This is a genomic window from Xanthobacter pollutisoli, assembly GCF_040044995.1.
Lineage (GTDB): Bacteria > Pseudomonadota > Alphaproteobacteria > Rhizobiales > Xanthobacteraceae > Xanthobacter.
Genome location: NZ_JBDZDP010000004.1, coordinates 163,003 through 174,930, shown reverse-complemented (window position 1 = coordinate 174,930; position 11,928 = coordinate 163,003). Strand labels below are relative to the sequence as shown.

Annotated in this window: 13 protein-coding genes; 7 read left to right on the top strand and 6 right to left on the bottom strand. The window is 69.1% G+C overall.

Annotated elements, in window-relative coordinates; translation table 11 throughout:
- Window positions 1–53 precede the first annotated feature (53 nt).
- Complete coding sequence (locus tag ABLE93_RS11635) at window positions 54–944, bottom strand: helix-turn-helix domain-containing protein (protein ID WP_348839964.1); 891 nt, start codon at window positions 942–944, stop codon at window positions 54–56.
- Window positions 945–1,067: 123 nt separating this feature from the next.
- Here ABLE93_RS11635 and ABLE93_RS11630 point away from each other — a divergent pair, with 123 nt between their 5' ends.
- The 3 genes from ABLE93_RS11630 to ABLE93_RS11620 all read left to right on the top strand — a co-directional run bounded on the left by ABLE93_RS11630 (window position 1,068) and on the right by ABLE93_RS11620 (window position 2,386).
- Window positions 1,068–1,385, top strand: coding sequence for a hypothetical protein (locus tag ABLE93_RS11630; protein ID WP_348839963.1), 318 nt, complete (start codon window positions 1,068–1,070; stop codon window positions 1,383–1,385).
- A 27-nt stretch (window positions 1,386–1,412) separates the two neighbouring features.
- On the top strand, window positions 1,413–1,685 hold the full coding sequence (locus tag ABLE93_RS11625) for a hypothetical protein (protein WP_348839962.1): 273 nt from the start codon (window positions 1,413–1,415) through the stop codon (window positions 1,683–1,685).
- Window positions 1,686–1,879: 194 nt separating this feature from the next.
- Complete coding sequence (locus ABLE93_RS11620) at window positions 1,880–2,386, top strand: prolyl-tRNA synthetase associated domain-containing protein (RefSeq protein ID WP_348839961.1); 507 nt, start codon at window positions 1,880–1,882, stop codon at window positions 2,384–2,386.
- A 33-nt stretch (window positions 2,387–2,419) separates the two neighbouring features.
- Here ABLE93_RS11620 and ABLE93_RS11615 read toward each other — a convergent pair whose 3' ends face one another.
- Window positions 2,420–4,111 carry an acyl-CoA dehydrogenase family protein gene (locus ABLE93_RS11615; protein ID WP_348839960.1) on the bottom strand — a complete coding sequence of 564 codons (1,692 nt, stop codon included), beginning with the start codon at window positions 4,109–4,111 and terminating at the stop codon, window positions 2,420–2,422.
- Window positions 4,112–4,232: 121 nt separating this feature from the next.
- Entirely contained in the window at window positions 4,233–5,381 is a 1,149-nt protein-coding gene (locus ABLE93_RS11610; RefSeq protein WP_348839959.1) for an FUSC family protein, read from the bottom strand.
- Between the two features lie 241 nt (window positions 5,382–5,622).
- Here ABLE93_RS11610 and ABLE93_RS11605 point away from each other — a divergent pair, with 241 nt between their 5' ends.
- On the top strand, window positions 5,623–6,495 hold the full coding sequence (locus ABLE93_RS11605; protein ID WP_348839958.1) for a YihY/virulence factor BrkB family protein: 873 nt from the start codon (window positions 5,623–5,625) through the stop codon (window positions 6,493–6,495).
- Window positions 6,496–6,505: 10 nt separating this feature from the next.
- On the top strand, window positions 6,506–6,982 hold the full coding sequence (locus tag ABLE93_RS11600) for an MmcB family DNA repair protein (RefSeq protein ID WP_348839957.1): 477 nt from the start codon (window positions 6,506–6,508) through the stop codon (window positions 6,980–6,982).
- 39 nt (window positions 6,983–7,021) lie between these two features.
- Here ABLE93_RS11600 and ABLE93_RS11595 read toward each other — a convergent pair whose 3' ends face one another.
- Complete coding sequence (locus tag ABLE93_RS11595; protein WP_348839956.1) at window positions 7,022–7,570, bottom strand: ActR/PrrA/RegA family redox response regulator transcription factor; 549 nt, start codon at window positions 7,568–7,570, stop codon at window positions 7,022–7,024.
- 83 nt (window positions 7,571–7,653) lie between these two features.
- Window positions 7,654–8,997 carry an ActS/PrrB/RegB family redox-sensitive histidine kinase gene (locus tag ABLE93_RS11590; RefSeq protein WP_348839955.1) on the bottom strand — a complete coding sequence of 448 codons (1,344 nt, stop codon included), beginning with the start codon at window positions 8,995–8,997 and terminating at the stop codon, window positions 7,654–7,656.
- A 187-nt stretch (window positions 8,998–9,184) separates the two neighbouring features.
- On the opposite strand from ABLE93_RS11590, the gene ABLE93_RS11585 reads away from it, so the two are divergent.
- Both ABLE93_RS11585 and ABLE93_RS11580 read left to right on the top strand, forming a co-directional pair.
- Window positions 9,185–10,609 carry a polyhydroxyalkanoate depolymerase gene (locus ABLE93_RS11585; RefSeq protein ID WP_348839954.1) on the top strand — a complete coding sequence of 475 codons (1,425 nt, stop codon included), beginning with the start codon at window positions 9,185–9,187 and terminating at the stop codon, window positions 10,607–10,609.
- 129 nt (window positions 10,610–10,738) lie between these two features.
- Entirely contained in the window at window positions 10,739–11,434 is a 696-nt protein-coding gene (locus ABLE93_RS11580) for a M48 family metallopeptidase (protein WP_348839953.1), read from the top strand.
- Window positions 11,435–11,492: 58 nt separating this feature from the next.
- Here the strand turns inward: ABLE93_RS11580 and ABLE93_RS11575 are convergent, their stop codons facing one another.
- Window positions 11,493–11,903 (bottom strand): DoxX family protein, encoded by a 411-nt coding sequence (locus tag ABLE93_RS11575; protein WP_348839952.1) that lies wholly within the window; start codon window positions 11,901–11,903, stop codon window positions 11,493–11,495.
- Between the last annotated feature and the right edge of the window lie 25 nt (window positions 11,904–11,928).

The following is an 11,928-nucleotide window of genomic DNA, read 5'->3' as shown; positions in this document are numbered from 1 at the left end:
TAGTCTTAAGGAAATTGTGCAGGAGCGAAAGGGCGCGGGGGGCGAAGGTGAATTCACGCGGCGAGAAGGCGCGCCTCCGCCGCGCGGGCGGCCCCCGCCATCAGGGCGAAGATGCCGGCGAAGAACTGCGCCAGCGCGTCGCGTCCCGCCGGCGACAGCCGGCCCGCGCCGCGAGCGCCGCGCTCCACCAGGCCCCGCTCCTCGCACAGGCGCAGGAGATGCAGCACATGGGCGCGCGAGACGTGGAAGCGGCGGGCGAGATCGGCGATGGCCGGGGGCGCGGTGCCGTTCCCCTCGCTGGCGAGCAGCATCAGCAGCACCATGAGGGCGCTGTCGTGGTCCACCAGATCGTCGAGCACGGGGGCAGCGGAGATGACGCGGTAGCCGGCGCAATAGCTCTGCGCCAGAACGATCACCAGCGCCCGCACGAAGGCGTCGTCATCGAGCCGCGCGGGAACCCGCGCCATGTCAGGGTCGATGAGGCCGATGGCGCCAAACAGCACGGTCCATCGGCTCTTCTGCAGGGCGTAGAGCCGCGGCTGGGGGACGAGAGGCTTGATCCGCCGGTCGTCGCCCGGTGCCGCGGGCGCCACGTAGCCGCCCCAGCGCATCAGCGCCAGGATGGCCTTGGCGCGACCCCGGCTGCACAGGCCCGTCATGGTGCACAGGCCGGCGAGGCGCGCGGCGGTGAGGCCGCCGCCCTCCGCCGGCGGCAACGCGTCGAGATAGAGCAGCAGGAGGCCAAAGACGTTGCGGCCCCGGTCGCTGAGCAGGCGGTTGAGCAGGCGGTTGCCGCTGTAGAGCCCGGTCATGCCGGCGGCGAGGCGGGCGAGGGCGCGGGGAAAGTCGGGATGGGCGAGCAGGACCTCCCGCGTGCGCGGGTCGCGCGCCGTATCAAGCCACGAATGTTCCGCTTCGGGCCGTGCTACCGCCGCTTCCGCCAAAGGTCCCTCCCAAATCGTCCGCCCCGGCAACAACTGCCGCGATCGGGTCAAGATTCGCCATTGTGGGTGGCCAGCATGGCCTCTAGCTAACCCACAGTCACCGAAACAAAACCGAGGCTCGCCATGCGACTGCGCTCCCTGATCCTGTCGGCCCTGCTGCCGGCGGCCACGCTCACGCTGGCACTCCCCACCACCGCCGAGGCGGTGGTCTATTGCCGCGCCGTCGGCATTCCGAAGGGCTGCGTCGCCCGGCCGGCGCCGGCCGCCCGCGCCGCGGTCTATTGCACGCGCCCCGGCTATCCCGCAGGTTGCGTAGCCGGCGCAGGCGCGCCCGGCGTGGGTGTCACCCCGGGTGTCGGGGTAGGCGCCCCCGGCGTGGGCGTCGCTCCGGGCGTCGGCGTGAACGCCGGCGGCCCGGTGAACCGCGTGGGCGTGCGCTGAGCTTACCTGCAGAAAGAGGCCTGATCCATGAAGTCCTTCCTCGCCGCCGTCGCCCTCACTGCCGCCTTCGCCGCGCCGGCTCTCGCCGATAAGGCCGCCGCCGACAAGTGCGCCGCCTCGCTCGGCGCCGACGCCAAGGCCATCTACGCGGCCGCTGCGCCCGGCTTCGCTGGCGCCACCGACCCGCGCGGCCTCGTGGCCGACAAGACCAAGGCACTCGTCCAGGCGGGAACCGTCCCCATGGCCAACGCCCGTAGCGCCGCCGAATCGGCCGGCAGCTGCCTCACCCAGCTGCGCTGATCCGCACGGGGGGGCGTGTTCGGGACAGCACAGCACGGGGGCGTGGCGACACGCCCCCGTCGTTGTCTCTGAACGCCCGCGTCGGTCGTTCTGGCGGCCATCGGCGCGACGGTCTTCCACCCAGCCGAAATCGCGTTAAGGGTGTTACCGCGCCTCTCGTGCGCCCTTCCGCAGCCCGCCCGCCCAGAGCCGCCATGACCTTCACCCCGGACACGATCCTCGCCTACCTCTCCCACAACGGCATCGCCGCCACCACCCATGAGCACCCGGCGGTGCACACCGTGGCCGAATCTCAGGCGCTGCGAGGGGATATTCCCGGCGCCCACACCAAGAACCTGTTCCTGCGCGATTCCAAGAAGAGCTATTTCCTCGTCGTGCTCGCCGAGGACCGGCCGGTCAACCTGAAGGCCCTGCGCGAGCCCCTGGGCGCCCGCGGCTCCCTCTCCTTCGCCTCGCCCGAGGCGCTGTACGAGTATCTCGGGGTGCTGCCCGGTTCGGTGAGCCTTCTCGCCGCCGCCAACGATACCGGCGGCGCGGTGAAGGTCGCCCTCGACGCCGACCTGATGCGCGCCGTGGCGGTGGGCTGTCACCCGCTCACCAACACGCGCACCACCGTGCTTACGCCCGAGGGTCTGGAGGCGTTCCTGGCCCTCACCGGGCACGCGCCGCTGCTGCTCGATCTTCCCCCCGGCGAGGCCTGAGCGCCGCTGCGGACCAAAAGCGGCGGGCTGGGCTCAGTTGCCGCCGTCGAGCAGGCGGCGGGCGATGACCTGGGCCTGGATCTCCGCGGCGCCCTCGAAGATGTTGAGGATGCGCGCGTCGCACAGGATGCGCGACACCGGATATTCCAGGGCGAAGCCGTTGCCGCCGTGGATCTGGAGGGCGTTGTCGGCCGCCGCCCAGGCGACGCGGGCTCCGAGCAGCTTGGCCATGCCGGCCTCGAGGTCGGTGCGGCGCCCCTCGTCCTTGGCGCGGGCGGCGAAATAAGTGATCTGGCGGGCGATCATGGTCTCCACCGCCATCATCACGATCTTGTCGGCGACGCGGGGGAAGTTGATGAGCGCCTTGCCGAACTGGATGCGCTCCTCGGCATATTTCAGGCCCACCTCCATGGCTGCCTGGGCCACGCCCACGGCGCGGGCGGCGGTCTGGATGCGGGCGCTCTCAAAGGTGGTCATGAGCTGCTTGAAGCCCTGCCCCTCCTCGCCGCCGAGCAGGTTCTTCGCCGGCACGGTGAAGCCGTCGAAGCCGATCTCGTATTCCTTCATGCCGCGATAGCCGAGCACCTCGATCTCACCGCCGGTCATGCCTTCGGCAGGGAACGGGTTCTCGTCGGAGCCGCGCGGCTTCTCGGCGAGCAGGATCGAAAGGCCCTTGTAGCCGGGCTCGGCCGGATTGGTGCGCACCAGCAGGGTCATCACGTCGGCGCGCACCGGATGGGTGATCCAGGTCTTGTTGCCGTTGACCTTGTAGACGTCGCCCTCCTTCACCGCGCGGGTGCGCAGCGACGCAAGGTCGGAGCCGGTGTTGGGCTCGGTGAACACCGCAGTTGGCAGGATCTCGCCGGAGGCGAGCTTGGGCAGGTAATGGGCCTTCTGGTCATCGGTGCCGCCGGCGAGGATCAGCTCCGCGGCGATCTCCGAGCGGGTGCCCAGCGAGCCGACGCCGATATAGCCGCGGGACAATTCCTCGGTAACGACGCACATGGCCTCCTTCGGCAGGCCGAGGCCGCCGAACTCCTCCGGAATCGTCAGGCCGAAAACGCCCATCTCCGAGAGTTGGGCGATGATCTCCAGCGGGATGTATTCGTTCTTCAGGTGCCATTCGTGGGCGTGGGGGGCGACCTCGGCTTCAACGAAGCGGTGCATCTCCGTGCGCATGGCCTCCATGGTCTCGTCGAGGCCGGCCTCGCCGATGGTGCCTGCGAGGTGGGCGTCGCGGACGATGTCGGCGAGCGCGGCCCGGCTCGCGGCGGTGTTGCCCTTCTCCGCCAGCGCTGCGATGGCCGGCTCGCCGGCCAGGTCGGCGACCGTGCCGGCGGGCACGTAGAGGTCGGCGAGCCGCACGATCTCGCCCTGGCTCATGGGGATGCCGCCGAGGATCTGGGCGATAAATTCGCCCAGGCCGATCTGGACGATCAGCTTCTCGGTCTCGCCGAACTTGCCCATCTCGGTCAGGCGGTCGGCGTAATGCACCAGCTCGCGGATGGAAAAGACGTAGGTGGCGAACCACGCGAGGCCGTGGGTCGCGCGCTGCTCCTTCTCCAGCAGCACGGAGGAGATGCGGCCGCCCTCGGTGACCTTGGCGCGCACCAGGGAGGTGGCCTCCGCCAGCAGCTGCTCCAGGCTCGCCGCCGCGGTGCGGCCGAGACCGACGGCGTCGAAATCCTCGGTCGCGGCGGACTGAAGGGCTGCGCTGGCGGACATAAATTCTCCCCCTGAATTGTGCGATGCGGAATTGGCCTATCCTTGCCTCGGAACCGGTCCAAGGCAACGCCTGATTCCGGAGGTGCCCGTGTGATACGGCGGGCCCGGCCGCCGCTCCAGCTCACGCCTGCCGTGCCGCCTCGACCTCGGCGAGGCGGGCGGCAAGGTCGTCCAGATTTTCCCGCACGTGCTGACAGGCAGACACCGCCGAGAACAGCGCCGTGAGCGTCTCCGGGCTCATGGCGCCGAACGCGCCCTCGGTGTTCAGCTGGGCGGCCCGCGCCTCAAGCGCCGCCACAGCCGCCCGCGCCATTTCCTCCGTGGTGTCCTGGTCGGGTGCGGGGAGCGCGTCGAGCCGGTCGGCGAGGATGCGCATGCGCGCCCCGAGCGCGGCGACCGCCGCCTCCAGCGCGGGCGCGACCTGCGCTGCCACCGCAGCGTCGAGCGGACGGTCGGCGAGCCGCAGCAGGATGATGACCGAATGCCACAGCCGCCGGCTGCTGCGCACCACGGGCGCCGGATCCGCCTGTCCGCTGAGCCGCCCTGCCTGCTCGGTGCGCACCTCGGCGATGCGGGCGTCCGCCTGGCGCAGGAGGAGCCTCACCCCGCCGTTCAGCCGGTCGAGCGCCGACGGGTCGAGGCCCCGGCCCAGCACCCCGTCGCGGCCCAGTTCCAGCAACCGCGCCGACAGGCGCATCGCCTTGGCGCAATAGGGAAAGAGCCGGGACAGCGCCCGCTCGGGCAGGATCAATATGGCGCACGCCATGCCCACCACGCCACCGAGGGCGATCTCGAACACGCGGTGCAGGCCGGCGACCCAGGGCTCCGCGTGGCCGGGCGCCGCCAGCATCACGATGACGACCGTCACGGGCGCAAGCTTGAAACTGGCGGAGCGGGACGCCAGGGCGGCGGTGAGGAACAGCGCAACCGCCAGAGCGAGGACGGTCAGCATCTGCGAGGACCCGGCGAACATCGCCCCCGCGACGCCCACGATGCCGCCTGCCACGGTTCCGAGGGCGCGGTCGATGGCCATGGCGAGACTGGCACCAAGGGTCGCCTGCACCACCACCACCGCGGTCAGCACCGACCAATATCCGTTCGGCAGGTTCAGCCCGTAGGCGAGACCATAGGCCGCGAGGCCGGCGATCGTGGCACGCAGGGCAAGCTTCAGGTGGGTGGGCCCGATCAGTTCGCCGAGCCGTGCCCGCGCGGCAGCGAGTCGGGAACCGGATTGCGGCTCCCCTGCAGGCGGCGCCTCGACAGGCGGCAACTGCGATTGAGACGCCCCGGACGCAAGCGGCGGAACGGGTGGAGGCGACTCGGGCTGTGACAGCATGAGCGACTCTTCGGCAGGGCGGTTCAAGAGGAGCCGTGCAGGGGCACGGCGTCAACCGTCCTGCGCGCCGGCTGTAGCGCAAGGGGCGCGGTGCCGCCAGCCGGCCGTGCGCCGCGCCGGTGCGCGCTTGCCATTCGCGACGGAAAGCCCGATGTCACGGGGGAACGGAGCCCTCATGCTGCGCCGCATCTACCATATCGCGCTCGACGCGTTCTGGACCTTCTCGGCCGACGACGGCTGGGCGATCGCGAGCCATATCGCCCTCTCCGCGCTCATGTCCCTGTTCCCGTTCCTGATCTTCGTCACAGCCCTGGCCGGCTTCCTCGACCTTCGGCCGCTGGCGCAAGAGACCATCCAGCTCATCCTGGAAACATGGCCGGAGCAGGTGGCCGGGCCGATCTCCCGCGAGATCTACAATGTGGTCAATCAGGTGCGGACCGACGTGCTCACCTACGGCGTGGTGCTGGCCCTGTACTTCTCCTCCAACGGTGTGGAGAGCCTCAGGATCGGCCTCAACCGCGCCTATGGCATGAAGGAAATGCGCTCCTGGTACTGGCTGAGGCTGGAATCCATTGGCTACGTGCTGGTCGCGGCCGTCTCCATGCTGTCGCTGTCCTTCCTCGTCGTGCTCGGCCCGCTTCTGTGGCAGACCGCGGTGGCGCAGGTTCCGGCGCTGAAGCCGCTTTCCGGCACCATCACGGCGGCGCGTTTCGGCGTGACGGCGGCGCTGTTGGTGGTGGCGCTGGTGGTCGCTCATCTCTGGCTGCCGGCGGGGCGGCGCACCCTGTCGGAGGTGGCGCCCGGCATCCTGGTCACCCTCGTCCTGTGGCTGGTGGCGGCTAGCGCCTTCGGCTTCTATCTCGCCGAATTCCCGGCCAATTACGTCAGCACCTATGCGGGGCTCGCCTCGGTCATGATCGCGCTGGTGTTCCTCTACCTGACCGCATCCATCTTCGTCTTCGGCGGCGAATTGAATGCCGCCATCAAGCGGACCTACGCCCCCACCGAGACGGTGGGGACACAGGAGGTTGCGGAGGCGAACACGTGAGGAGGCGCACGTGAGAACGCTCCTGCCCGAGCCCCGTCCGGACGGCCGCCAGTCGGAAACCGCGCGGGCGGTCCAGCGCGGCGTGTTGCGCCACCTGGCGCTCGCCGGCATGGCGGGCCTGCCCGAATTCTCGCTCGTCACCGGCCGGCGGGCGGACATTCTCGCCGTGGGCGCCAAGGGCGAGATCACCATCATCGAGATCAAGTCGTCGGTGGCGGATTTTCGCGCCGACTTCAAATGGCCGGAGTACCGCGCCTTCTGCGACCGGCTGATGTTCGCCGTGCCGCTCGACTTTCCGCTCGAGATCCTGCCCGACGACACCGGCCTTCTGGTGGCCGACGCCTTCGGCGCAGAGTGCCTGAGGCCAGCGCCGCTGCATGCATTGCCGGCGGCCACCCGCAGGACGCTGACCCTGCGCTTCGCCCGCGCCGCGGCAACCCGCCTCGCCGTCCTCTACGACCCCGACCTGCTGCGCGCGGAGCTCTGAGGAGCGCGGAAGGACGCGAGGCCTCCAAAAAGCGAACCGCTACCGCGGGGCGCGTTTGGCCAGGATGCGCTGGAGCGTGCGGCGGTGCATGGAGAGGCGGCGGGCCGTCTCGGAGACGTTGCGGCCGCACAATTCATAGACCCGCTGGATATGCTCCCACCGGACCCGGTCCGCCGACATGGGGTTCTCCGGCGGGGTGGGCTTGTGATCGGCAGTGGCGAGCAAAGCGGCGACCACGTCGTCGGCGTCGGCGGGCTTCGCGAGATAATCCACCGCGCCGAGCTTTACCGCCGTGACGGCGGTGGCGATGTTGCCGTAGCCCGTGAGCACGATGGCGCGCGCGCCGGGGCGGTGGCGCTTCAGCGCGGATATCACGTCGAGGCCGGTGCCGTCGCCGAGGCGCATGTCCACCACCGCGAATGCGGGCGCCGAGGTTTCCACCCGGGCGAGGCCGTCGGCCACCGTCTCGGCCGTGGCCACCTCGAAGCCCCGGGCCTCCATCGCCCGCGCGAGGCGCTGAAGGAAGGACCGGTCGTCGTCCACGATCAGAACCGACCGTTCTTCCCCTACCTCTGGCATCTCGTTCATCGCGTTTACCTCAAATCCCTGATCCGGCAATGCCGGCAAACAAGCACGAGTCGGGCCGCTCTTTACGCCTGTCCGCCCGTAGATTAATCCAAACCGCGTCCCTTTGTCGCGTGTTCGTCCGCTTCGATGGCGAGAGCCTTGCGCGGCCAGTGAATGCCGATCACGGCTCCGGTAGCCGGCGGGGCGCGGTTTTCGAACGTCAGATTGGCGCCCGTGCGCTCCAACAGAGTCTTGGCGATGAAAAAGCCGAGACCGAGGCCGCTTTCCCCGTCGAGCTCGTCCTGCTCCTGCCGGTCCCGGGCGCGGGACGTAACATAGGGCTGGCCGATGCGGGCGGAGACCTCCGGCGCGAAGCCAGGGCCGTCGTCGGAGACGACGATCTCAAGGCCGGACGGCGTCCACTGGGCGCTGATGTCGACCCGGGAGGCGGCGAAATCGACCGCATTCTCCACGAGGTTGCCGAGCCCGTAGAGCAGGCCCGGATTGCGCGCGATGACCGGGGCCTGCGGATCATCCTTCACCGAAACGGCGATTGTGATGCCGAAATTGCGGTGCGGCTCGACCACTTCCTCAAGCAGCAAGGCCAGCGGCATGCGATCGAACGGCGCGTCGCCGGCGCGCAGCGATGTGAGAGTCTGGAGGATATCGCGGCAGCGGTTCACCTGGTCGCGCAGGAGCGCCACGTCCTCGCTGTGCGGGCTCGCATCGCCCATGGAGCGCTGCATCTCCTTAACCACCAGGGCGATGGTGGAGAGGGGCGTCCCCAGTTCGTGGGCGGCGGCGGCAGCGAGGCCGTCGATGGCGGTGAGGTGCTGCTCGCGGGCCAGCACCAGCTCCGTCGCAGCCAGGGCGTCGGCCAGTTCCCGCGCCTCCTCCGCCACGCGCCAGGCGTGGAGGCCGATGAACCCCACCGCGACCGAGAGCGAGACCCAGATGCCCGCGAGATAGAGGTCGGGCAACACCGGCAGGTCCGTGCCGACCCAGGGCAGGGGCCGCGCCCACAGCCCCACCGCGCCGGCGCAGGCCACCGCGAGGATGCCGAGCAGCACGGTGGTGCTCCAGGCCAGCGCGGTCGCCGAGATCATCACCGGGGCCAGATAGAGCAGCACGAAGGGATTCTTCAGCCCGCCCGTGAGATAGAGCAGCGCGGTGAGCTGGAGCACGTCGTAGGCGAGCAGCGGCCCGGCCGCCGCGTCGCCGAGCCGGCGCGCCACCGGATATTTGATGCGCAGCAGCACGTTCACCACCGCCGACAGGCCGACGACGGCGAGACAGGTGGTGAGCGGCAGCGGAAAGCCGAGCCCCAGGTTGACCACAACCAGCGCTGCGATCTGACCCGACACCGCGAGCCAGCGCAGGCGGATCAGGGTGTCGAGGCGCAGACCGAACGATCTGCCGGTGGGCGGCGTTACAAAGGCAGTGATCATCGCATCACGCCCCGGACGACGGTTCGGGGGCGCGTGACCTGACGCAGGGGAATAGTGGCGCTACTGCCATAGCACCGGCACAACAGCCGCCTATGTCTTTTGTCGGCATTGACCAAACCTGCGAGTGGGCTCACGCTTTCTCGATTGCGCCAGCCTTCAGTGAGCGCAGTAATGGTGAGGAGCGCAGATGGCAATCGGTGAGTTCGCTAGCGCCACCCGGCTGCCGCGCCAGGGCGACGTGGGTATGTCGACCCCGCTCTACTGGATGTACGAGATGGGATATGCGGCGCTCAACCCGTCGCGGGCGATGGCTGACGCCAGCCGCCTGTTCCTCAAGAACCCCATCAATCCGGTCTCCCATACCACCATCGGCAAGTCCATGGCGGCGGCGTGCGAGCTGTTCGAGCGCACCACGCGCCGCTACGGCAAGCCGGACTGGGGGATCACCCACACGGTAGCCGGCGGCCAGACCGTTCCGGTGCATGTGAATACCGTCTGGCGGCGTCCGTTCTGCAACCTGCTGCACTTCGAGCGTGCATTCGAATATCCGCCGCGCCGGCCGCAGCCCCGTCTGCTCATCGTCGCGCCGGTGTCCGGTCACCATGCGACCCTGCTGCGCGGCACGGTTGAAGCCATGCTGCCCACCCACGACGTCTATGTCACCGACTGGCTGGACGCCAAGCTCATCCCCCTCGCCGAGGGGCGCTTCAGCCTGTCCGACTATGTGGACTATTTGATCTCCATCTTTCACCGCCTGGGCGGCGATTGCCATGTCATGGCCGTGTGCCAACCCGCAGTGCCGGTGATGATGGCCGTCGCCCGCATGGAGGCGGAGGACGATCCGTTCGTTCCCAAGTCGATGGTGCTCATGGGCGGACCGATCGACACCCGCGAGGCGCCGACCGCCGTGAACGCCCTCGCCCAGGATCGCGGCATCGAGTGGTTCCGCCGCAACGTCATCACGACCGTGCCGTGGCCGCACCCCGGCGCTCTGCGCGAGGTCTATCCAGGCTTCCTGCAGCTGAACGGCTTCATGTCGATGAATCTCGACCGCCACCTGCAGGCCCATTGGGACCTGTTCCGCCACCTGGTGGAGGGTGACGGCGATTCGGCCGAGAAGCACCGCGATTTCTACGACGAATATCTCGCCGTCATGGACCTCACCGCCGAGTTCTACCTCGAGACGGTGGAAAACGTCTTCATCACCCATGCCTTGCCCAAGGGCGAGATCATGCACCATTCGCAACCGGTGAAGCCCGACGCCATACACCGCGTGGCGCTGATGACCGTGGAAGGCGAGAAGGACGATATCTCGGGCATTGGGCAGACCAAGGCCGCGCACAAGCTGTGCCCCAAGATTCCCGAGGACATGCGCGCCCATTGGGAGCAGCCCGGTGTCGGCCATTATGGCGTGTTCAACGGCTCGCGCTTCCGCTCGGAGATCGCGCCCCGCATCTCCGACTTCATCCTGACGCAGGAGCTGCCCCGGGACGGTCGCCGCCGCCCGGTGATCGAGCGGCCGGCTCCCGCAGCGGGAGGTGCCGAAGAACCGGACGTGTTCAGCATGAACAAGAACGTCACGGCGTTTTATCCCCGGCTTGCTCCGACTTAGCACTGGCGGGCGGGTTCGTTTCCGGCGAAGATAACCGGAGGTAGTTTTCGTCGACCCGGTCGCCTCATGCTGTTTCGCCGTCAGGACCGCACTGCGCCCGTCCCGAGAAGCGCGGAATCCATCGAGCTGATGCTCGACGACGAACTGTTGCGTGTCGCGGTACGCCGCCACCCTCAAGCCCGGCGGCTGACCTTGCGCGTGCGCGCCACTTCCCGCGATGTCACGCTGACGGCACCGCCCCACGTCCCGCTGTCCTTCGCCCACGCGTTCGTGGAGCGCCATCGCGAGTGGGTTCGTGTACGCCTCGTGCGGCTGCCGGAGGCTGTGCCGTTCGAGGACGGCGCAGTCATTCCCGTGCGCGGCGATCCCCATCGCATCGTCCATTGCCCCGACGCCCGCGGCACGGTTTGGTTCGGCCCGGTGGTGCGCGGAATGCCGACCCTGTGCGTTGCCGGAGATGCGCCCCATGTGGCGCGGCGGGTGCTCGACTTCCTGAAGCGGGAGGCGCGGCGTGACCTCGGCGCGGCGGTGAAGCACTATACCGCAGCGCTCAAGGTTGAGGTCGGTCGCCTCACTCTGCGCGATACCGCCAGTCGCTGGGGCTCCTGCTCGGCCCGGGGCGACCTCTCCTTCTCCTGGCGGCTCATCCTGGCGCCGCGGGTGGTGCTGGATTATCTCGCCGCCCACGAGGTGGCCCACCGTCTGGAGATGAACCACGGTCCGCGCTTCTGGCGGCTGGTGGAGCAGGTCTGCCCAGCCCGGCGGGAAGCGGAGGCGTGGCTCAGACGCCACGGCTCCGAACTCCACCGCTACGGCGGCCAGTGAGCCGGCCTCGGGCGATCCGAAGCTCGGACCGCCTTCGGCGCGGCAGCGCGCGCAAGAATTAGACGCGCTCTTTCTTCCCCAATGCGAAGGGGCCGGGGCCGGCGGCGAAATAGAGCATCAGGCCGCCGACGATGGCGACGTTCTTCAGGAACTGGATCTGCTGGGCCGACTGGGCGGCGGCGTCCGGCATGGCCCAGAACTGGTGGGACACCAGCGTCGCCACAACGGTGAAGCCCGCCAGCACGACAGCGGTGATGCGCGGAAACAGGCCGAGGATCAGCATCAGCGGTCCGATGATCTCCACCGCCGCGGAGAGGCCGGCCAGCACCTGAGGCGCGGGAAGACCCTTGCTGCCGAGGAATCCGGCAAAGCCGGCAAGATTGCCGAGCTTGCCGATGCCCGAGGGCAGGAACAGGGCCGCGAAGCACAGCCGGCCCACCAGAAGGGCCACATCGTCCAAAGTACGCACGTTCAACCTCCGCACAGCGCTTTCG